Below are 22,744 nucleotides of genomic sequence, written 5' to 3' on the forward strand. Positions count from 1 at the left end.
TTTTTATTCAGTAATTGGTGAATGTTCCGTTGTTGGTTCAATTGCATCTTTCATACTTAAACGAATTCGACCTTGACGATCAATTTCAAGGACTTTCACATTGACTTCTTGTCCTACTTTTAAGTAATCAGCTACTTTTTCGACACGGTGATCAGCGATTTGAGAAACATGAACCAATCCTTCTTTACCACCAATAATAGAAACAAACGCACCAAAATCAACAATTCGAGTGACTTTACCGGTATAAATTTTACCAATTTCAACATCAGCAACTAAATTATTGATACGCTCCATAGCATCTTTAGCTTTGTTCGCATCTGATGCTGCAATTTTAACTGTGCCATCGTCAGAGATTTCAATGGTTGTGCCTGTTTCTTCAGTTAATGCACGAATCGTTGCGCCACCTTTACCGATAATATCACGGATTTTATCCGGATTAACGTTCATTGTATAAATACGTGGGGCAAACTCAGATATTTCTTGACGCGGTTTATTAATCGCTTGATCCATTACCGTTAAAATATGCAATCTGGCACCTTTCGCTTGATTAAGGGCAACTTGCATGATTTCTTTGGTGATACCTTCAATTTTGATATCCATTTGTAATGCACTCACACCTTCACGAGTTCCGGCTACTTTAAAGTCCATATCGCCAAGATGATCTTCATCACCTAAAATATCTGATAATACGACAAATTTATCGCCTTCTTTAACTAATCCCATTGCAATACCTGCAACTGATGATTTGATTGGCACACCGGCAACCATTAAGGCAAGCGAAGCTCCACAAACAGAAGCCATTGACGATGAACCATTTGATTCAGTAATTTCAGATACGACACGCACCGTATAAGGAAATTCATCTTGACTAGGCATAACCGCAGCTACACCTCGTTTAGCTAAACGCCCATGACCAATTTCACGACGTTTAGGTGATCCAACCATACCTGTTTCACCGACAGAATATGGCGGAAAGTTATAATGCAATAAGAAACGTTCGGTGTATTCGCCAGTTAATTCATCAATAATCTGCGCATCACGTTCAGTACCTAATGTTGCCGTTACTAATGCTTGAGTTTCACCACGCGTGAATAAGGCGCTACCATGTGCTCTTGGCAATAAATTAGTACGGATATCCAGTGCCCGAACCATATCTTTCTCACGACCATCAATACGCGGTTCACCAGCGATAACGCGCTGACGAACAATTTGACTTTCTAAATCAATAATAATGTTCATCACTTCGTTTTCATCAAGTTCTTCATCTTGCGCTTTTAAAGTGGTTAGCACATCTTCTTTGATCAGATCAATTTGCGCATAACGAGCTTGTTTTTCTGTGATACGGTAAGCTTCACCAAGACGATCTTTGGCTAATTCAGACACAGCATTATATAATGCTTCATTTTTAACTGGTGGAACCCAATCCCATTTTTCACGATTCGCTTTCGCCACAAATTCATTAATGTTATCAATGACCACTTGTTGTTGCTCATGACCTAATACGACTGCAGCTAACATTTGCTCTTCGCTTAATAAATCAGCTTCAGACTCAACCATTAATACCGCGCTTTTTGTACCGGCAACCACTAAATCTAAACGGCTATTTTGAAGTTCTTTTACTGATGGGTTCAATACAAATTCATCGTTAATTAAACCAACTCGAGCGGCACCAATTGGACCATGGAAAGGCACACCTGATAAGCAAAGTGCAGCTGAAGCACCTATCATTGCAACTAAATCTGGACTAACATCCGGATTGACTGACACGACTGTTGCAATGATTTGAATTTCATTAACAAATCCTTCAGGAAATAGTGGACGTAATGGACGGTCAATTAAACGTGCAATTAACGTTTCGCCTTCGCTTGGACGACCTTCACGTTTAAAAAATCCACCCGGAATACGACCGGCAGCATAAGTACGTTCTTGATAATTAACTGTTAATGGGAAAAAGTCTTGACCTTCTTTGACTTTTTTATTAGCCACCACCGTAACAAATACAGCGGTATCGTCCATATTAACCATGACAGCAGCCGATGCTTGACGTGCTAAAATACCTGTTTCTAAAGTAACAGTGTGGCGTCCATATTGAAATTTTTGATATGTTGGATTAAACAAAATAATATCCTCTTGTTAATAATGCTGTTGAAATGAAAAGCTCGACAGGCAGTAGTTTTAAGTACAACTTATTGATTTTTTTATTTCAACAATGTAGGGTCATCAACAAAAGATTATTTCACTGTCACGACTAATGACAGATCTATAAATTATAGAGCTCTCATTAGTCGCGCGAAACATGAGATACAATCTTTTAATGTGTTGATTTACAAAAACGAATTAATTTTACTTTCGAGCTGAGCATTATAGCAAAGCTCAAATTTTTAACAACGAAAAAGAGGCCTAAGCCTCTTTCAAGTAGATTTTGATTAGCGACGTAAGCCTAATTTTTGAATCAATTGGTTGTAACGTTCGATATCTTTACGGCGTAAATAGTCTAATAATTTACGACGGCTAGAGACCATACGTAATAAACCACGACGGCTGTGGTGATCTTTTTTATGCTCAGAAAAATGACCTTGTAAATCATTAATACGCGCAGTTAAAAGAGCAACTTGAACTTCAGTTGAACCTGTATCGTTAGTTCCACGACCATATTCAGCTACGATTTTCGCTTTAGCTTCTACAGTTAGAGACATAATAAACCTCATAAAATTAGTATAAAACATGGCATGTCCGATCTCTAATTCAGACAACCTCGGTATTCATATAAATATGAATTGGGCGCAATTATACTGAATTTTATTAAAATAGCAATTTGATTTACGTAACTATAAGTTTACTTAAGTTCAAAGCCATACTCTTCTTGAATCAATTTTTTTAATGCTTCAATATAATTTTGTGCAGACAGGCTTAATTGGGCTTTTTGCGAAGTAATCCAACCAATCAAAATTTTTTCATTAACTTCAAGTGGTATGGATAAAATATCAGACCCATTTAAATCCGTACTTAATACGCCAGTACTAATCGTATAACCATTTAACCCATGCAACAAATTAAACAAGGTAGCTCTATCACTCACATGAATACTTTTTTTATGGTAAACAGTACTTAAAATCTCTTCAGAAAAATAAAATGAATTATATTCTCCCTGTTCGAAAGACAAATAAGGGTAATTTTCAAGATCACTTAACGTTAACGATTTCATTGATGATAAAGGATGATTGGTGCTGATAAATACGTGTGGGTGGGCTTCAAATAGCGGATGAAATGTCAATCGATGTTCTTTCAGTAAGCGTAGAATCACTTTTTGATTAAAATCTGTTAAATATAAAATCCCAACTTCACTTCGTAAATTAGCCACATCGGTAATGATATCGTAAGTTCTGGTTTCTCGGAGAGTAAACTCATATTCATCAGTATGATTTTTTTTGATGAGATTCACAAATGCATTGACAGCAAATGCATAGTGTTGAGTGGAAATGCTACAAAGTTGTTTTGAAGGGACTTTTTTTGAATAATGTTGTTCCAATAATTCAGCTTGATCTAAAACTTGTTTCGCATAGCCTAAAAATTCAACGCCATCAGTGGATAATGAAACTCCTTTAGACGTTCGTACAAAAATTTCAATACCAAATTCTGCTTCTAATTCTTTAACTGCTGTGGAAAGACTCGGTTGCGTAATATAGAGATTTTTTGCAGCTTCATTAATTGAACCTGAACGAGCAATTTCTAAAATATAGCGTAATTGTTGTAGTTTCATTGCGTCACTTATTTAGTCGTATAAGCCCATTACGGGATAATATCTTGTTAACTATATACCAAAAATTAGTAGATGTGCACTAACTGATTGTTTAAAATTAAATCTGACATACAGGCACAATACTATTTAATTTATTTGTTTACCAAATGAAATGTAATTGGGATAGTTAAATGAATGAGGAGTTGAAAATCTAGACTAACAGGTTTTATAAGTGATGGGTGAAAGGAGTAAATGAAAGGATTAATTTTGCAACGTAATTGCGTGTGTTAATGAATAGAGCCAATTGATTCTACCAATTTAAAATTGTCTAGCTGACCAGTTATAGCCTCTTTTTGATTCAATAAACATGTATATGAATCATGATAATTACCTATTAATCGACCTTGAACAAAGTTGACTTATCCTTGTTCGTATCTATTGCCATTAAATAAAAAAATTTTCATAGATTAGTTTGATGCTCATAATGGTCGAAACGGTGATTAACATAGGTCTGATTAATTTGCGCCCTTTAGTGATTACCATTTTAGCGCCTACCCTTGCTCCAATAAATTGACCTAATAACATAATCAGACCAATTGACCAAACAACTTCGCCACCTAAAATAAAAAAGATTAGACCAGCTAAATTTGAGGTGAAGTTTAAAACTTTAGTATTTGCCGTTGCTTTTGTGAGATTAAAACCAGCAAGGGTAATATAAGCCACAGCGTAAAATGAACCTGCTCCGGGGCCAAAAAATCCGTCATAAAAACCGATTCCCAAAGCAGGTATAAGTGCAAATTGAATAATAGAGAAACGACTTTTACGATCATCTTCGCCAACTTTTGGCGAAAGTAAAAAATAAATGCCCACGCTAATAGTTAGTATGGGTAGTAAAAGTTTTAAAAATTCAGCTTGAACATGGATGACTGAAATCGTACCTATAGCAGAACCAATAAAGGCAAATACAATCGCCCACTTTTGCTGTTTTAAATCAACCATGCGTTGACGAATAAAATAGAGACTAGCGGAAAAAGATCCACCACAACTTTGTAGTTTATTTGTTGCTAAAGCGCTAGCAGGTGGCAGTCCTACAGCGAGTAAAGCTGGCACAGTTAATAGACCTCCGCCACCAGCAATTGAATCAATAAAACCAGCTAAAATGGCGATCGCAAATAATAAAACGAGTATTTCATCACTCATAAATGATTGCTCATCATAAATTTACTTCGCTGCATTGAGCTCGATAACGAAGATAATGATCCATCAGCACTATAGCCACCATTGCCTCAGCTATCGGAACCGCACGAATCCCCACACATGGGTCATGTCGCCCATGCGTAGAGACGTCAACCGATTCACCAAATACATTTATCGAACGACCTGATATTTCAATACTTGGCGTGGGTTTAAGGGCAATATTAGCTATTATCGTTTGTCCGGAACTTATCCCGCCTAAGATACCACCAGCATGGTTAGATAAAAAACCATTTGGTGTAATTTCGTCTCGATTTTCGCTTCCTCGTTTAGTGACAACCGCAAATCCGTCGCCAATCTCTACCCCTTTTACCGCATTAATGCTCATTAAAGCATGGGCGAGTTCAGCATCTAATTTATCAAAAACAGGTTCCCCCAATCCTACTGGAACATTTTCAGCCACAATGCAAACTTTAGCACCAATCGAATCGCCTTCTTTTCGTAACGATCTAAGCAATTGATCGAGCGATTCAAGTTTCGATTCATCTGCACAAAAAAACGGATTTTGTTCAACTTGCTGCCAATCTTTTAATTCGCACTCAATATCCCCCATTTGTGCTAAATAACCACGAATTTGAATACCAAGTTTTTCATGTAAATATTTTTTGGCTATTGCTCCTGCCGCTACGCGCATCGCTGTTTCACGAGCAGAAGAACGCCCTCCCCCTCGATAATCTCTTATCCCATATTTGTTGTGATAAGTGTAATCTGCATGGCTAGGTCGAAAAATATCTTTTATTTGGCTATAGTCTTGCGAACGTTGATCGGTATTTTCAATCATTAATCCAATACTTGTACCAGTTGTTACCCCTTCAAATACACCAGATAATATTTTAACTTGATCAGGTTCTCGGCGTTGGGTGGTATAACGAGAGGCGCCTGGGCGACGGCGATCTAAATCTATTTGTAAGTCTGATTCAGTTAATGCTAATCCCGGTGGTACACCGTCAACAATACATCCTAATGCAACACCATGCGATTCACCAAACGTTGTGACTTTAAATAATTTTCCGATTGAGTTTCCAGACATAATAACCTTATCCCGATTAATGCATAAATTTATTTAAAATAGTGATGATATTTCACCAAATCTTGCTGTGTGATTGAAAATACCCCGAATCCACCACGCTCAAAGTCAATCCAATTGAAAGGAACATCTGGATACTGTTCTTGCAAACTAACCCAACTATTTCCTACTTCACAAACAAGAACACCGTCGGGAGTTAAGTAATTAATCGCATCATGCAAAATTCGTTTTACTAAATCCAATCCATCAAATCCGGCTTCCAGCGCCAGTTTTGGTTCGTATAAATATTCTTCTGGCAAATCATTCATATCTTCTTCATCGACATAAGGCGGATTGGAGACAATAAGATCATATTGTTTAACCGGCAAATCATTAAAGAGATCCGATAAGATAGGAGTAACTTGAAAGTTCATTTCATGCAAGTCGATATTAGTTTGAGCAACATCGATTGCCTCAAGCGAAATATCAGTGATATCAACATGCGCTTTAGGAAAAGCATAAGCACAAGCAATACCAATACAACCACTACCAGTACAAAGATCTAAAATATGTCGAGGCGGTGTGGTAAGTAGCGTTTTGAAATGATCATCAATTAATTCACCAATCGGTGAACGAGGTATTAAAACTCGTTCATCAACATAAAAACTATGTCCACAAAACCACGCTTGATTTGTTAAATAAGGAGTTGGAACCCGATCGTCAATTCGCTTTTGAATAATATCAAACAAAAACTGTCTTTCTTCTTCCGTCAGATTGGCCGCGTAAAATTCTGGAGGAATAGATAATGATAACCCCAAACTGGCTAAGATAAGTTGTTTTGATTCATCGATAGGATTATCCGTTCCATGTCCTAAATAAATATCTGATTGACTGAGTTGTGAAGTTGTCCAGCGAATAAAGTCCTGAACGGTACTTAAGTTTTCCATAATGGCTCCAAAAGATCGAGGAGAGGAAGATATCATTCGTCAATGAAGGTCATCTTATTCTCAATAAATATTGCAAATCGAGTGTTTAAACAAACCTTTAAAATTGTATCACTCATTTATTTCAACAATTTAATTATTCGCAATATAGGGTGAAGAAAGTAAGTTAAATAAATTAAATATATTCATTATGATAATCTATCATTTTAGAATTAATTTTAATTCATTTATGAATTTTTTAACTACGCGAAATATTATCAAAGTATTTTATTATATTCAATTATTCATTCACAATCATAATAGTGAGTCATAGAGAGTGTTTTTTTAATAATGACTTGATAAATATTAATTTAACAGATATAAAAAAACATTTTTGCATAATGAGGCAATCATGTTTTTTCTTTCTAAATTATTTAAACCCCAAAATACTAATCCAAAATCCGTTAACAATTGGCTTGACGAATATATTAAAATTCTTGCCGAACGTAATTTAAAACCCAAAACAATCGAAATAAAAACGTATTTGCTAAAAGTTATCCGTCAGCAAATAGGCGCTAAACCGATCTCCCAAATAACACCACCCGATATTGCAAAAATTATCAAAATCTATACAGATCAAGATAAAGCTCCGTCCGCTAAGTGCATGTACCACTTACTTAAAGATATCTTCCGAGAAGCATACGCACAGGGCTGGAATGACAGGAACCCCGCCGAACCAATAAAATGTCCTAAAGTTACTGTGAAACGTTCACGAATGACATTTGTTGAGTTTAAGAAAATTTTAAATGAGGCGGAAAAAACAGGAAATAAAATAATGCATGATGCTATGACGCTTGCGCTAGTTACAGGGCAACGCCGTTCTGATATAGTAGAAATGAAAAAATCAAATATTAAACGAAATTATTTATTAATAGATCAATATAAAACAGGTGCAAAAATCGCACTACCGATAAAATTGGAATGTAAAAAAATAAGCACTAGTTTACGAGACATTATTGAATCAACTGATAATGACTATTTAATATGTCTCAACAATGAAAAAATAAAATTAGACGATATAACGCGTCAGTTTTCACGGTTACGTGATAGAGTTTATAGCCGAAATTACTGGAACGGAACACCTACCACATTTCACGAAATCAGATCACTATCAGAACGTTTATATAGAGAACAACGCATTGACACCATGACATTATTGGGTCACAAATCCCAGCAAATGACTGATAAATATAATGATAGTCGAGGTCGTGAGTATAAAAAACTGAGAATAAATTAAACCTATTTGTCGAGTAGGTAAACAAAAATAGGAAAATTTATGATTAATTATTATTACGATAATTCAAACGATTCAAAACCATTTACACATCAATTAGAAGCGAACGATGACACATTACCACCTGATGATGCACTACGAATTGCCCCTATATTTAAAGATGGTTATTGTCCGTGCGAACAAGATGGAAAATGGATTCTTGTTGAAGATAATCGAGAAAAAACAGCTTACAACATAGAAACAAAAGAAGCAGTTAAAGTTGATTATCTTGGTAAAATTAAAGATGGCTTTACATTACTGGAGCCATTCGAATGCTGTAAATGGAACGGTGAAAAATGGGAGCTTGATGAAGAGCAAAAAAGTACTTTTATCATTAAACAACATCAATTAAATATTGCAGATTTGTTATCTGAGGCTAACAATGAGATAGATATTCTAAATGATAAAATAGAGCTAGAAATAGCAACAGATGGTGATGAAAAACTATTAAAAAAATGGAAACTTTATCGCATTCAATTAAAATCGATTGATGCAAATAAACCAGATATTGAATTGCCAATCAAGCCCGTTTAGGGCTTTTGGGGGAATACGACATTAATATCTGATGTATCAATACGAGTAAGCATAATTCTATATTTTTTCCACTGTTTTAGTTGTTCATCTTCGTTTGATTCCTGCATATCTAAATCTATGACATCCTGTAAAAAAGCTATTTTTTCGTTAACTTCATTAATTAATGCTGTTTTTCTTGATTGATTTTGCAGTATAATTTGCTCATCGGATATCTGAATCGGTTCAGGATCAACGAGCATTAACTTGCCATTTATGGTATTTAATACTTTACCTTCTTTGTTCGCTTTTATTGCCATTTCGGCGTATTCTTGACTTGTATATGTCATATTAATAACCTCTTACAGTCCATCTTATCCATGCTTCACCCGTCGTATGTGAATACGATGCTAACCAAAACGAGGTTAAGTATAGTTCTGCATAGGCATATTCAATATCACCCCACAGTCCATTATTCACCTTATCAACGCTTACACCATAATTGCCTGTTTTCATAGGTGTTAATAAATTAATCAAATTACCACAAACAGCATTTGCATTTGGAGTTCGTGCAATAATAACGCCAGATTGTTCAATAAATCCATTTGAATATTTGTTATACCAGCTATCGCCGTTCACATAGGATTCAACGATATAAATTGGTTCAATACCTGCAACTTTTGGTTTTATAGCAAAATCAATTAGATTACCTACCATATAAATAGGTAAGCCGTTCACATCTTTTTTAACAGCAGGAATAGCACCAATATCATCAGCCGTTGGTTTATTATTAGGCGAATAAACACGAACATCATTTTCTTTTAGCGTTTTAACATTTAATGAACCATTAATTGACTGATCATTTGCACCGGATTTTTTAAGAAAAACGGTAGTATCAATTGAAGATGCGGCATTTTTAGCGTCTTCTGCTGATTTTTTAGCATTTTGTTCAGCTGTTTTAGCATTGTTCTCAGACAAGCTGGCAGCATTTGCGCTATTACTAGATTTTTGAGCTGAATCACGTGACGCTGTGGCTGATGAACTAGCACTATCTGCGCTACTTTTTGCTGATGCTGCACTATTGTTCGATGATGAGCTTGCGTTTTTAGCTATATCGGCATTTTTTGATGTCTGTTCAGCGTAGACCTTACTCTGTTCCAGTAATTTGGTGAGTTCATTTGCAATTGAATACTGTGATTTTATTGTGACTTGCCTACCATCAGGAGCGGTTAGGGTAACCGCATCCTCACCCGTTAATATCATTTGCCATGCATCAAGTTGAGTTTGATAATAATTTAACATTTCTGATATTCTCAATGCTAACGCTTCTATAGATACCTTAGGCGATGTTGGTATTTCGTAATTCACCCCAGCTTTTGTTTCACCATTGTATTCATTTGCCAAAGTCAATTGCGTATCAGATTGAACAGAAGCTATTTCACATATTTCTATAGAATTTTTTGTTTTTAATATTAACATTTGACCTGAACAAACGCCAATTAATGGATTTGCCCATTTAGTATCAATTCCTGTAATTATTTTACTACCCTGTTCTATGTTAACAGAGCCAGATTTATACCATGACATAAATATCCTTATATTAAAAAGTTAACAATGATTTATTAGTTTTTTAAAAAATTTATCGGCTTTTATGATTTCATCGCGAATAATGAAATTTCTGGAACTCGTGGTTTATTCAAACCCCAATTTCTTGATTTTATTTCAAGTGTTGTTATTTCCCATGCAGGAATTTTGAAAGAAAAATTTCCTGTAACAATGTTTTGCCGGTTATAGCTTGCTATCGCTGTTCTGGCAAAAATCTTTTGTCCATTTTTATATACTGACATCTCGATTAGATCTTCTTTTGTACCAGTTCCTGTTGCTATAAGTGTTATTTGAGTGGAAATAACGCTCCTTTCAAAATAAGTTGATGGAATTGTTAAAATTTCCCCAAATTTCAAAGTATAAAGTTTTAAAAAATCACCCTCGATTTGGTTGACTGTTAATTTACCTTTGATCTGACAATTTTCATTAATTACAACATTATTCAACTCTCCTGATGTGGCACGCAATCTCCCTGAAATGTCAGCATTAATGGCTTTCAATGTTCCTGTATGCTTGGATAATTGCCAACCAGATACACCCTCTCTAAAATTATTTGATTCAATAACATTGCCAATTTTCGTGTTCGTTATTGAAGCATCACCAATAACTGCATCATTAATGACAACTTGATTACCCTGTGTCGTAAAGACTGTTTGAGGATTTCCATTGGCTGAGTTCATGATTGAAAAACGATCTTGAAGAAAAATGACATTACTTTGCATTCCTTGTTCAGTATTTTCAACACCCATTGTCATACCTGCAACATACTGTTGACCTTTGTCATCTACTTCAACTTTCATTGTACGATGAGCTGAAACTTTACCATTTAAATTATTTACCGTTTCACTGACATCTGAAATGGTGGTAGAAACATCTCCAACTTTTGTGTTAATTGCCTGTATTGATTTGGCAGTAGCGGCATTTTGTTCAGCTGTTGTCTGTTTTAATTCTGATAAATTGCTATTTATATTACCGTATTTAGCGTTCAACTCTTTTAAAGCAATGGCTGTTGCTGCTTTCTCAGTTAATAAAGCTGAATGGGTTTCATGAATTTCAGCGAATAAGTTGCCGTTTTCAACTCTGCGCTGTTTTGTCTCAGCGTCTATAGCCAGTGCATTTTCAATAATGGATTTTGCATTCGCTATTGAATTAATAGCAGCATTATCTGCAGAGTCGACAAGAGATTGCCAAGCGTCTGTTTCTTTTATTTCTTCAAAAATATGGTCTGTCAAATCGTTAGTATTGGTACTTGAAACACCTCTAACCCAATCTGTCCAATCACTGATGTTACCAATTTTATCGACAAGGCGAGCACGGTAGAAAAACTGTTGACCTATAGCTAACCCTGTCTGAGAATAATTGCAAGTTGGGTAACTAACATTGCTTAATAGCAGGGCATTTTCTTCATTTTCAGTCGTACTATATTGAATTTCTGTGTAACTACTATCTCCGCTTCCAATTGGAAACGACCAATTAAGGTCAATACCAAATACCACACTTTCGCTAGCAGTAAAGTCTACTGGTCTGTTAGGTTTACCAACTTTTCCTTTGATTGCTTTGGCTTGTGAATAAGCCCAGGGTGAAGATGCATCTATCGCATTTACTGCTCGTACTCGAACTTCATATACACCAGTATAAACACCTTCGACGGTAAAATTCGTTCCATTAGTTCGCCCAATATTAATCCAAGACGAATTATCTTTTCTCCATTGAGCAATATAGTTTGTCGCACCTTCTACCACATCCCAAGAAGCTTGCAATGATGCCACTGACAGGCCTTGAGATATATAACTACTTTCTGATAAAACAATATTTTTGGGGGATAAAACTGAACTTGGTGGAGTAACTGTTATTGGTTTTGGCTCTAATCGTATACCTTGATCTATATATTTGAATTTATTTGGATCATGATGAATAGCCGTAATTGTAAACTGACCTTCATTAGACGATGATATTGAGGTTACTCTATAATACTGAATAGCGATATTATCACTATCAATACACCATACTGCACCAGCAACTGGTGTCAGTTTATAATTAGCCGTAACAGTGAGTGTTTTTTTGTCTGTACTAATCGCTCTAATTGTTCGGCTTTGCGCAGAACCATCTGGTAAATTAAGGACTAACCGATCGCCCACATCATATTCTACGGCTCTATCTAATGTGATTTTTCGTCCTTCAACAGCGTGAATACGCCCGCCATTTTCTTTGCCAGAACGAGAAGGGTCAGCAATCCCAATAATTCGTGCAGGTAAAGGAATATAGCCATCGAGTCCTACCGAAAATGTGATCACTTCATCTTTTGCATTAGAAAGTAAAGCCCAACGTCCACGTCGTTGCGCTTCAGCTTGCGAAGTACAACCTATCGCTGTTAATTTCATGACATTGACATCATAACGACGCATCAAATCATGATCCCACACAGCCTCAACATCATCACAATAATGATTGTTAGGATCAGAATATGCAACTAAACAGGATGTATAACGATTTTTATATGAACCACCAGAATAGGTAAAATCGCCAATAACATTAGATGGATGATAGATAAAATCTGGTTCATCTTGTGGCATATCTGCGGTTAAACAGATCTGATCATTACCCCAAAATATAATACCCCGAAATGAAGCCACTAAATCTTTTAGAACGTTATAAGCCTCTTCTTGACTTTGTATATATTCGTTACAAGCAAAGCGAGGTTCCATGCCACCTCGACCATCAGGTACCATTTGATCACAATACTGACCTAATTGATAAATTGACCATTTATCGAGCATTGTTGAATCAATTCTGACCCCCATACCTGCTATCTCATCACGCATCAAATAATAAGAAAGCCAAGCAGGATTATTGGTATATGCCATTTTAAATCCGCCAGTCCAAGTGCCTGAATAGGTCCTGTTTACTGGATCATAATTGTCTGGTACTTGGACAATTTTTCCTTTCAGTTTACAACTAATTTTAGGAATAGAACCATTAAATTGGCTAGCATCTAACTCGATATAAAGTAGAGCGGTATTAGGATACCGTAATTTACTGTCAATAATTTCCGCATATGAAAAAACACTAAACGCATTAATCAATTTATTCGATTTCGAATCAGGTGTTAGTCGTCTAACACGTATACTCCACCCTTCTAATGCATTTGGTAAATTGATGCGATGATCTCGCTGATATTCTGAGGTAGTTTTTCCATTAAATTCACCATGAATAACCGTTTCAAACGCACTGCCATCTGTTGATAAGTCAATAGTATATTTGGTAACAGTTCCTACCGTATCACCATTTTCTTTATAATGTAAATGACTTGGTAAACTTAATTTGATTCTTATGGCATCTAATTCTAGATTACTAAATGATCGTATCCAAGGATTGTCAGATTTTACAGTAAAAGCGGCTTTTAACTCATTACTTATTTCAGGTATTCCTTGAATATAATCTTGCGTTTGAGCACCATTACGGAATTCCCATGCAACACCATTAAAATTACGTGTACCATCGAAATTGGCTAGTGGAGTATTATCAATGAATATATTTTGTTCTGTTAGATCGCCTTGAATTTCCCCTTCACTTAATGCTAAAAGCACTTTGAGCTTTGCTGTTGAAAGCAAATTATCGGGTTGTTCATAAGGTCTATGTTGCTTTTTTTTACCGCCCTTTTGACCTTCTATTAATTGCATAATCCACCTATTGTTGATCTTCTGAATAAATACCCGCGTTAATCACTGCGCCACCAATTTCACGGTTACCTAATAAAACAGGAACAGGATAGCCTACCGCATTGGTATTAACGGGCGCTCCAAAACCATAGTTAGGTTTATTTTCAGTATTTGATGCCCCGCCTGCGTTAAATTTAGGCTGAGGGGTAAGTAATTGCACAATGCCACCTAATGCCATGCTCAAACCAATACTAGCTAAAACTGAAGATGCAGTAATTTCAGCACCCAATAGCGTTAAAGAGGCACCACCAGTAAAGAAAGCACCAATTAAAGCAACGGCTCCGATCACAACTTGTAATAAACCACCACTTTTTGCGCCTTGAGCTATCGGCATAATCACATAATTTTTGCCATTAACATTAATATCAAACTCATCAATTCCAATATTTTTTCCATCCACAAAAAAGGCAAACTTAATGCCTTTTAAATGAGCCGTACTCATATATTTTTCAAACCCTTTTATTGTCACACAAAGTGCGCGTAGCAATTCCCGGATATTGTTTACGTCATACGTATGCTTTTTTCCAAATTGCCTTGCCATTGCACCTTTCAATGTTAACTTACTGAGCATTAAATAACTCCTTATGCCGCACAATGCGAACAGTTCTATCTCTAAAATATTTACCGTAAGGTGTACGTGTAGATAATTGACCGTACAGGTGGTGTAAAATAAGATTATCACCCACATAAATAGCAGCATGATTTGTGACTTGCGAACCAATGCGCATCATAATCATATCTCCGACTTTCATATCATTCAGACCGACTTCAACAAATCCTTCTGCTTGCCAATTATCATCATAAAGATGCTCTTTCCCACTATTCCACCATTCTCGTGGCACTGAATAATTGTTTAATTTAATTCCATATTCACGATCATAATAATCCATTATTAATGACCAACAATCAGCGTGACCAAGCAACCACTGTCGCCCTGTATAATCTCGATTTATTCGTGGCGATATTGTGCAAAAGTCACCATCAGGAGCAGACATTATTCCCCATTCAATACCTGTATAATCACATTGAATACGGTCAAACTCTGACGGAACCAGTGACGTAACATCAGGATGAGAATGAATAATCATGATAATTTCACCTTGTTTTTCTGCAGCTAACTGTTCTTCTGGTGATATTAAAAAATGCGCTTGTGGATTATCTGAAATGTTTTTACAAGGTAGATAAATCTGTTTTTTTCCCGTATCAATAATGAATCCACAAGCTTCATTTGGGTATTCGCTATCCACATGCTTTTTGATTAAATCTAATAATTTTTGTCGCATATTACTTACCTTGAAGATTAGCCGCAGGAAAACCGCCAAACGGAAGAGGTTTATTACCATGTCGGGCTTTACAATCTTTTAATAGTCCTCCACATTCATCTTTTGCCGGATCATCGACGGCAATTCCGTCTTTGGTGAAAAACTTATTTCCAGCATAATCACAGCCTGTACCTGAGCGGTACCATCCACGCATACACCAAGTACATATTGTTGTGATTTGCCTGGTAGGCAATTGTAAATTTTGAATATCAAATGGCGAACAAAGTTCAAATTCAACAATAGCTTTCGTTTCTTCGCGTTTATTATTAATAAAAAATAATTGAACTCTTTCTTGAGTTGGATCGGCTGTGGCATTACCTGCTAACCAGTTGTCTGAATCAAGGTATTTTGCCATTGTGGTATGAATTTTTACTCTCGCTTGAACTAAATCATCATAATCTATACACAATCTAGTCACTCTTCCGTCAATATTACCGATTGACAATTTAGGGGTAGGTTGTGCACCCGTACTACTTAATTCAAGATCACTTAATTCATACGGATAAGGTAAATATTCTTTACCTTGCCATTTTATAGAAGGTAAATTTCCAACAGCAAAGGAAGCCCACCCTTCAGCAGAGATATTATGAGAATGAAATCGTAAAACCTCATCAAGCCCAAATTTTGTACAATCAACTTCAATAAGTTGTATCAGCTCATTGCCTTCAATGGCTTGTAAATCTTGTGTTATTGACATGTTATCTCCATCAATCCCCAAAACTTAATTAAGAAAATTTTTTGAGGTCTACATTTGAATAATTAAGGTGCATAAGATTGGACAAAAGTAAAACTTAGCTTTACCACATTCGAAGAGATAAATTCAGATTTGATTGATTCGTTTTGAACACGATATAATCTTTCTTCTCCCCAAGGGTTAACCCACTGAAAGGAATGAATAATATGGCTGTTAAGAAACTGACGGATTTCAGCCAATTCGTTACAATGACCCGTATAGGACAAATCCCATGTTTCACCTGATTTATTGATTCCAGAACTCCAAATTTGCGAATATCCATCGTTAAATTTTACTTCTGTGATACTCATTTTTTCCCCTCCATTGGGGGAATGCATTGTTTTCCATTTAAATTTATCTACTTTCATATACTCCTCAAACAAAATTTGGTTTTGAATATGTCTAGGTAATTTAGTTGAATTAAAAACATCAAAACGGATATTTATTTATGTGATCAATTTTAACTTTGAACTTCATGTTTTCTTTGCAATAAAAAATTAAGTTAATTGTGTTGAACTGAATCCAGTTACGCGCTATAGACGACTAAAATACGATGATATTCCAAGAAATAGGGATGATTAAAAATGAGTTGTTATTGTGTTTTAATATTCAATAAGTGTTAAAATTATGCCATTTAGAGATTTTTAAAAGAATCTATAATGGTTAATATCGTTACTTCATTGCATACATGACGTTGTATAACTCTCCTCCCGGTGAAACTGATTTTTTAAACATCTCATTCATTTGCCGTCTAATAACCGCATCTACTTGAGATTGAACTTGTTTTGAATCGGTATTATTGCCATGAGTAGAAGTACTATTTTCTGAAGACATATTTAATACAATATTGGGATTAACAGTGATTGCATTTGAAGAAGGAGTTGTGCGTTGGGCTAATGCTATCGGAGCCGAAATAGAGGTATGAACATAACCACCGCTATCATATCCTTTATGAGAATCATTCATCAGACTATAAAGATAGTCTACACCTAATCGTTTAGTTGCCTCTTTTGTAAAAACAAACTCGCCTTTATGAACAATTCCTGCTGGTTGGTACTTATTACCTCGTCCGGTAAAACCGCCCGGTTCCAATGCATATCCCACACTTCCACCCGAAGCATATCCAAGAATTTCACCCCCTGTATAAGCTTGTTGAAGCCCTCCGGTCGCTTTTCCTCCACCACCAAAACTCGTTAAAGCAGATTGAATAATCTGTGCTAAAATCAATTTATTAATAATTTCAATTAGATTAACTAAGATAGTTTTTGCAAACTCTTGAAAGTTTGCTTTGCCTGTTGTGACAAGCGTTGTCATCATTTGAGACATAGATCCAATTGAATTTTGCGCAAAATCTTTAGCAACACTAAAAACATCTTGAGATGTTTCAGCAAAATCTTTCAAACCGGTTGTTAAACCAGCTATCCAATCTCCTTTTTGTAAATCTTCTTGCACAAAACTTTCTTCTAAAAGTTGAGCTGCCTCAAGGTAGTTTTGGGTTATAGTGATGATGTTTTCTTGACTTAGATTATTACTTGGATCTAAATCTTGTTCCTTATTTCTTTCTAAATTAATTCGACTTTGATACCTTGACGATTGAGATGATGTCATTCCAAAGGTCGCTTTTTTATCTGCAATCTCATTTTGTAATTGAGTAGAATTGTGATTAATATTTTGTAAAATCTGTTGGACTTTGATTCGACCATTGATTTCTTCAGAAATTGACGCATTTTTTTCATATTGAGTAAGTAACGACGCTTTATTGGCTAGTAAATAACGTTCTTCTGCGGTTAGTCTACTTTTATTGTTTTCTTGTTCCAAGATGTTAATCTGAGCTTGCAAATCAAAGTATTTTTTACGTTCTGCCGTTATCGCACCGATCGTTGCATTCTGTTCTTTTAATGATTCTAGTTGAATTTGAAGATTTTTTTCATCTCGTTGACTAGTTTTTAATAATGACGGCGCACTATTTTTTGAAGAAAATAAAGTATTTATTTTATTTACATTGCCTTTATCGCCTTGAGGGTTGCCAGTTAAATCATTTGATGACTTCAGTATTTTTGTTGAATTGCTGACTTTGGTAATAATTTCTTTAAATTTTATTATAAAATTATCTAAATTATCATTTCCTTTACCAGCTATTGATGAAATGTCTCCAAAATAAGCTCCAAGATCATTTAATTTTGCTTCAAACTCGAATGAATTTGAGGCATTTTTAATTTCTAACAATTTATTTACAAAAAGCTTAGCTTCTTCATTAGTTATATTCCAGGTTTTAGCAAGTTGCTCAGTGCTTGATTTAAAAGAACTAAAGATATCATCATACACCTTTTGATTAGCCTTTCTATATTGTTCTTTACTCTCCCAAATATTATCAATTTTTTCAGGTACTTCAATTCCATTTGGATGTTTTTGAATATAGTCCAAGTCATTAGTTATTCTGTTAAATTTAATCTTTGATTCTTTTAAAATTTCTTCAAACACACCTTTTGAAGACTCAATTGATTTTTCTGAAAGTCTTTTTGAAGTCTGAATAAATGCCGTCGCAAATTTGGGATTTATATTTGCTAGCTCCTTCAATTCATCAGTAAATGAAACTGTTCCATCTTTATTTAGTTTAACAATACTATACAATTTTTCTTGGGATTCTCTTAAACTATCAGTGGCAGATACAGCATTATCAAAATAGTCAAACAAATCCTTACCGACGACGGCACCCACTTCAACTATCGTACCAATAGCTTTCCCAACAGGACCGAACAATTCACCAATTTCTATTCCATGTTCCGCCAGTGTCATTAATGGATTTTTCTTTACATTCGCTTGTGCGGACATCTGTTTCATTTGATTTGAAATCTGACTTAATGCCGCACTCATTTTTTCACTTGTATTGGCAAATGTTTCTTGCGATTCAATTATCCCAATTAATTGATACTTAGAGCTTTCAATTATTGAATTAAAAACTTGAAAAGCATGAGCATCAATAAATCCATTTCCATTATTGTCAGATAATTGTTGTTGCACATAAAGCAGATTATCCAATGCTTTGTTGATCGGATGAATGATTCCTAATAACTTATTATAGACACCAATTTGGTTATATAAAGATTCCAATTGACGTTTACTAATATTGTTATGCATTAGTTTAGATGTATTTAGTGTTCTCAAACTTTTATCAGTGGTTTTAAGCTTTACATCTAACTCGTTAATTCTTTTAATCTCTTTATCAAGATTACCTGTTTCAACTTTTAATGATAATGTAGTTGTTTTTGACATAGATTACCCATATTAAATAAACCGACTTTCGTCGGTTATTTTGATTTGTGTATGATTGTTAAGGCCTGACTTTCCATTAACCGAATATCATTAAAAATTTTTTGGTTTCCTTTAATATCAAGCATTTGCATTACCCAAGGCAAGCAATTATAGTCAAGACCTAAAATACCACTCATGCTTGTTCTCCACTGCGTTGACATGGCTTGGAATAACTGGAAAGCATCCCAGTTATCTGACCATATTTCTATATACTCATCTTCATAATCGACTTCCGATAGCCCAAAAGAATCAAGTTCAGCTTTTGAAGGCGTTGATGAATAAAGTGCAGTGGCAAGCTCTATGAGTTTTTTTCTCGTTGTCCCAACATCTCTTTATAATAAGTATTAGTTATTGCTTGCCAAGCAGCAGGATAGTTATTTAATAAGATATTTAAATTTTCTTGATTAAACTCTTCATCCAAATTCCAACCAGATACAATTTTTATCATAAATTCAATGATAGGTTTATCCTTAAGCTCGGTCTCAAACACGGTCAGTTTATCAACTGAATAATGTTTGAAATCAAAGCTAATTTGACCATCGTCCAATCCAGGACGCGGAATGGAAACTTCACATCTAAATGTCGGATCTGCAATAAGTTTAAATTTTGCCATGATTAAAATGTCCTAATTAATCTTTATAGAAAGTAATTGCTGGTGACTCAACTGTCGCACTTACTTTTACAGTTTCAATATCATTAATGGCTGTTGTTGGCGTCGGATCAAAAGCAATACGGACAGAGTCATAACGTGTTTCTTTAGCTTTAGGAACATACATTTTCATTGCAACAACATTATTGGTTAAATCCAACTGCTGTAACAATGTGTAGATAGGTAATGAGCTGTCATGAGCAATGGTAAAACTTTTACTTTTCGCTGATTTGATAGTCGGTAATTGACGTTCTGCATCATCATCAAGGAACTGAATTTGAATAAATTGCTGTTCACCACCTTCAGTAGCAACCTCTTTAATTTGAGGTAGTTGTTCCCATTCCGTTATTTTGGTAATAGTTCCTTGTCCTTCTCCTGCCGGGAATACCGTTGTATTACTAGTATTAATATTACCCAAAGTCACTTCATTGTTATTTACGTGAGAAATTTTTGCGACAATATTATTCAATTTAGTCCATGATGAAGTGAGCATGACTTCGTCCCCGACCACTAGTCCATGCCCTGAATTTAACGTTACCACCGCTTCTTTAGCATTAGAAATTGAATTAAAGTTAGTTACTTCGTTGTGTGATTTTTGCACATACACACGTGAACCATTAGGTAAAGCAAAACCCATAATATATATCTCCTTAAATTTTATTTAAAATATAGAATCAGCACGATAGTTAAAGCTGATCGGTAGTGTATAACAAGCATTATCCATTTTTGCTGGATAAACACTTGGTATAGAATTTACATAAAGTGAAAAGTTATGACTTGTTAACTCTAAATTGAGTGGAAAATGCTGAATAATTTCATCAGATATTTGTTGAGAACGTAACTTACCGCTATTGATAGGTGCGACAACAGAAATTTGATAAACACCTCGATAAACCTTCAATTTTCCTTCTGAATCAACGCTTGTTGTTACTTCTGGTAAAATATAAGTTCTGAGATAAATATCGGAATAAGAAAGTATTTCACTATTTTCAGCGAAAACAGGTAAGTTTAGTTTTTTTGCAATAATATCAAGGTGAGATTCAAGCAATGCTGAGATTGTTGAAATCAAATTATCATCTCCTTAGCGACATTTTAAAAATAGATCTTGTTAATTATTGTTTGCTTATAAATTTCATAAAAACTTCAGAAATTAAGGAAGAGTTTTTTAAATTTATTCAATAAATTAGATTAGAAAAAGCTATTTACACCTGATAAAACAATTATCTATTACACATAAACAGTGTGTTATTTTGAGGTGCAATGACCTGACAGTAGTATTGTTGCCATCCTTCGATTAGGGCTTGGTTATAGCTGATTGCGTGGGTGAGACGGTAATAATCTTGTTGAGAAGATTTTGCAAGTCGTAAGGCTTTGTCAGCAATATCGCCGGTGGCGGCACTATTTCGTTCAAGGGTGGCGACTTTGATGCGCAACTCGACAAGGCCATTATCCACATCATCACGTAAACTATCTGTTTTAACCTGTTCATCTTTTATTGTCTCAAGAATATTTGACTCAATTAATTTAATGGCATTGTTACCTTGTTTATACGCGTTAAATTGCGCTTCTAACGCCACCGTTTTAGCCATTGCCTGTTGTTCACCTTGCCAACAGTGATACGCAAAATAAAGCGCTAAACCGGTTATTACAATGCCACCATACGGTAATAACTTAATCAACAATGTTAATTTATTCATCATGCTAATCCGTTTAAATACACGGTTTTACCACCATTTTTGACGGCGGTCAGCACTATTTGGCGATTATGAGTGGGACTGAATCCGATATGAACCCATTGATTATGCTCCTGAATAAGCTTATCAAACACGACTCCTGCATCTATCAATCGTTGACAGATTTGTTTCGGTGTGCCGAATGGCGAACGGAAGTCAACCGCCAAACCTTGAGTGTGTGCACTACTTGCCACCCCACCTACCCGGGCATTTAATGCCGGACAACGGTAACCGGAAGTAATGATAATTGGGTGCTCAAGGGCTTTTCTGACCAGTTCAAGTTTTATTGCTGTTAATTGGATATTGGGCATCAGTGCTGCCGGTACGGAATTGTCAATTTTTAATCGACTGGCCGTCAATGAGTAGGTAAACTCATCCAGTTTAAAATGTTCAGTCAGTTTCATTAGTTTTCCTTTTAATCATCATGTCCACGTGTTTTTTTTATTAATTGTTCTTCAAGCGCTTTAATTAAGGTTGCGCCTGACCACCCCGCTAAACCGGCAACACCGCCAGCCAGCTCAAACTGCCAGTTAAAATAACTGGCTGCCAACACCACCAGCGCGCCGGCAAAAGTAGAAATAAATATCTGAGCAATTAAAATCATCAGATTAAACTTATTCCCATTAATAATGTGATAGCAATAACTGGCTAATGACCCCAGTAATGTGACAAAAAACAAATAAACGACAACATACCAATTGATATGGTCAGGCTCTTTGATTGGCATAGGTTTCATCTTCATCGTGAGCCTCCTGCTGAGGCAGTTAAAAATAAGAAAGGGTTACGCAGCACTTATGTATAAATTATTTTCTGAGATTGCTCTGCGAATCCGTTGAATTGTGATAACTGATAGTTAAATCGTAGACATAAAAAAACCGCAATGAAGCGGTTGAATAAAAGAGACTT

23 protein-coding genes are annotated in these 22,744 nt (G+C 35.4%); 2 read left to right on the forward strand and 21 right to left on the reverse strand.

All coding sequences use genetic code 11. The features are described 5' to 3' along the window. Nucleotides 1-3: 3 nt before the first annotated feature. The 6 genes from pnp to prmB form a co-directional block, all read right to left on the reverse strand. A complete protein-coding gene (gene pnp / locus ACGH4F_RS03875; protein ID WP_411590055.1) occupies nucleotides 4-2,118 on the reverse strand; it encodes a polyribonucleotide nucleotidyltransferase in 2,115 nt (704 codons plus the stop codon). A 308-nt stretch (nucleotides 2,119-2,426) separates the two neighbouring features. Next, on the reverse strand, nucleotides 2,427-2,696 hold the full coding sequence (gene rpsO, locus ACGH4F_RS03880; RefSeq protein WP_065559597.1) for a 30S ribosomal protein S15: 270 nt from the start codon (nucleotides 2,694-2,696) through the stop codon (nucleotides 2,427-2,429). Nucleotides 2,697-2,836: 140 nt separating this feature from the next. After that, nucleotides 2,837-3,760, reverse strand: a complete 924-nt coding sequence (locus ACGH4F_RS03885) for a LysR family transcriptional regulator (RefSeq protein WP_065559598.1) — start codon at nucleotides 3,758-3,760, stop codon at nucleotides 2,837-2,839. Nucleotides 3,761-4,183: 423 nt separating this feature from the next. After that, complete coding sequence (locus tag ACGH4F_RS03890; RefSeq protein WP_411590057.1) at nucleotides 4,184-4,939, reverse strand: TSUP family transporter; 756 nt, start codon at nucleotides 4,937-4,939, stop codon at nucleotides 4,184-4,186. A gap of 13 nt (nucleotides 4,940-4,952) precedes the next feature. Continuing rightward, nucleotides 4,953-6,023: a chorismate synthase gene (gene aroC / locus ACGH4F_RS03895; protein ID WP_267379143.1), complete on the reverse strand. Its 1,071-nt coding sequence runs from the start codon at nucleotides 6,021-6,023 to the stop codon at nucleotides 4,953-4,955. Nucleotides 6,024-6,052: 29 nt separating this feature from the next. After that, nucleotides 6,053-6,946, reverse strand: a complete 894-nt coding sequence (prmB, locus tag ACGH4F_RS03900) for a 50S ribosomal protein L3 N(5)-glutamine methyltransferase (protein ID WP_411590059.1) — start codon at nucleotides 6,944-6,946, stop codon at nucleotides 6,053-6,055. 388 nt (nucleotides 6,947-7,334) lie between these two features. Here prmB and ACGH4F_RS03905 point away from each other — a divergent pair, with 388 nt between their 5' ends. Continuing rightward, complete coding sequence (locus ACGH4F_RS03905; protein WP_411590061.1) at nucleotides 7,335-8,219, forward strand: tyrosine-type recombinase/integrase; 885 nt, start codon at nucleotides 7,335-7,337, stop codon at nucleotides 8,217-8,219. A gap of 39 nt (nucleotides 8,220-8,258) precedes the next feature. Further along, nucleotides 8,259-8,789 carry a tail fiber assembly protein gene (locus tag ACGH4F_RS03910; RefSeq protein WP_411590063.1) on the forward strand — a complete coding sequence of 177 codons (531 nt, stop codon included), beginning with the start codon at nucleotides 8,259-8,261 and terminating at the stop codon, nucleotides 8,787-8,789. Here ACGH4F_RS03910 and ACGH4F_RS03915 read toward each other — a convergent pair. The 15 genes from ACGH4F_RS03915 to ACGH4F_RS03985 all read right to left on the reverse strand — a co-directional run bounded on the left by ACGH4F_RS03915 (nucleotide 8,786) and on the right by ACGH4F_RS03985 (nucleotide 22,580). Continuing rightward, entirely contained in the window at nucleotides 8,786-9,115 is a 330-nt protein-coding gene (locus ACGH4F_RS03915; RefSeq protein WP_411590064.1) for a tail fiber assembly protein, read from the reverse strand. The genes ACGH4F_RS03910 and ACGH4F_RS03915 overlap by 4 nt on opposite strands. A 1-nt stretch (nucleotide 9,116) precedes the next feature. Beyond that, on the reverse strand, nucleotides 9,117-10,352 hold the full coding sequence (locus ACGH4F_RS03920) for a hypothetical protein (RefSeq protein WP_411590065.1): 1,236 nt from the start codon (nucleotides 10,350-10,352) through the stop codon (nucleotides 9,117-9,119). A 62-nt stretch (nucleotides 10,353-10,414) separates the two neighbouring features. Then, on the reverse strand, nucleotides 10,415-14,050 hold the full coding sequence (locus ACGH4F_RS03925) for a phage tail tip protein (protein ID WP_411590067.1): 3,636 nt from the start codon (nucleotides 14,048-14,050) through the stop codon (nucleotides 10,415-10,417). Nucleotides 14,051-14,057: 7 nt separating this feature from the next. Then, complete coding sequence (locus ACGH4F_RS03930) at nucleotides 14,058-14,660, reverse strand: tail assembly protein (RefSeq protein ID WP_267350655.1); 603 nt, start codon at nucleotides 14,658-14,660, stop codon at nucleotides 14,058-14,060. Then, nucleotides 14,650-15,372 carry a C40 family peptidase gene (locus ACGH4F_RS03935; protein WP_411590068.1) on the reverse strand — a complete coding sequence of 241 codons (723 nt, stop codon included), beginning with the start codon at nucleotides 15,370-15,372 and terminating at the stop codon, nucleotides 14,650-14,652. Before ACGH4F_RS03935 ends, ACGH4F_RS03930 begins: the two co-directional genes overlap by 11 nt. Nucleotide 15,373: 1 nt before the next feature. Next, complete coding sequence (locus tag ACGH4F_RS03940; RefSeq protein WP_267361137.1) at nucleotides 15,374-16,108, reverse strand: phage minor tail protein L; 735 nt, start codon at nucleotides 16,106-16,108, stop codon at nucleotides 15,374-15,376. Nucleotides 16,109-16,170: 62 nt separating this feature from the next. Then, nucleotides 16,171-16,512: a phage tail protein gene (locus ACGH4F_RS03945; protein ID WP_411590070.1), complete on the reverse strand. Its 342-nt coding sequence runs from the start codon at nucleotides 16,510-16,512 to the stop codon at nucleotides 16,171-16,173. Between the two features lie 304 nt (nucleotides 16,513-16,816). Further along, on the reverse strand, nucleotides 16,817-19,417 hold the full coding sequence (locus ACGH4F_RS03950; protein WP_411590072.1) for a phage tail tape measure protein: 2,601 nt from the start codon (nucleotides 19,415-19,417) through the stop codon (nucleotides 16,817-16,819). Between the two features lie 35 nt (nucleotides 19,418-19,452). After that, entirely contained in the window at nucleotides 19,453-19,758 is a 306-nt protein-coding gene (locus ACGH4F_RS03955; RefSeq protein ID WP_081299198.1) for a DUF1799 domain-containing protein, read from the reverse strand. Next, a complete protein-coding gene (locus tag ACGH4F_RS03960) occupies nucleotides 19,755-20,069 on the reverse strand; it encodes a phage tail assembly chaperone (protein WP_267350661.1) in 315 nt (104 codons plus the stop codon). The genes ACGH4F_RS03955 and ACGH4F_RS03960 overlap by 4 nt, the downstream gene beginning before the upstream one ends. Nucleotides 20,070-20,085: 16 nt before the next feature. Continuing rightward, nucleotides 20,086-20,742 (reverse strand): phage tail protein, encoded by a 657-nt coding sequence (locus tag ACGH4F_RS03965; protein ID WP_267361141.1) that lies wholly within the window; start codon nucleotides 20,740-20,742, stop codon nucleotides 20,086-20,088. 24 nt (nucleotides 20,743-20,766) lie between these two features. Next, on the reverse strand, nucleotides 20,767-21,174 hold the full coding sequence (locus tag ACGH4F_RS03970) for a phage tail terminator-like protein (protein ID WP_411590074.1): 408 nt from the start codon (nucleotides 21,172-21,174) through the stop codon (nucleotides 20,767-20,769). Nucleotides 21,175-21,325: 151 nt separating this feature from the next. Next, nucleotides 21,326-21,805 carry a lysis system i-spanin subunit Rz gene (locus tag ACGH4F_RS03975; protein WP_411590075.1) on the reverse strand — a complete coding sequence of 160 codons (480 nt, stop codon included), beginning with the start codon at nucleotides 21,803-21,805 and terminating at the stop codon, nucleotides 21,326-21,328. After that, complete coding sequence (locus ACGH4F_RS03980) at nucleotides 21,802-22,242, reverse strand: D-Ala-D-Ala carboxypeptidase family metallohydrolase (protein ID WP_411590077.1); 441 nt, start codon at nucleotides 22,240-22,242, stop codon at nucleotides 21,802-21,804. Before ACGH4F_RS03980 ends, ACGH4F_RS03975 begins: the two co-directional genes overlap by 4 nt. 11 nt (nucleotides 22,243-22,253) lie before the next feature. Beyond that, the gene (locus ACGH4F_RS03985) at nucleotides 22,254-22,580 is read right to left on the reverse strand and encodes a phage holin family protein (RefSeq protein WP_218837354.1); all 327 of its coding nucleotides are present in this window, start codon (nucleotides 22,578-22,580) and stop codon (nucleotides 22,254-22,256) included. Nucleotides 22,581-22,744 lie beyond the last annotated feature (164 nt).

It is taken from the genome of Gilliamella sp. CG35 (assembly GCF_046635745.1).
GTDB classification, from domain to species: Bacteria; Pseudomonadota; Gammaproteobacteria; order Enterobacterales; family Orbaceae; genus Gilliamella; species Gilliamella apicola_I.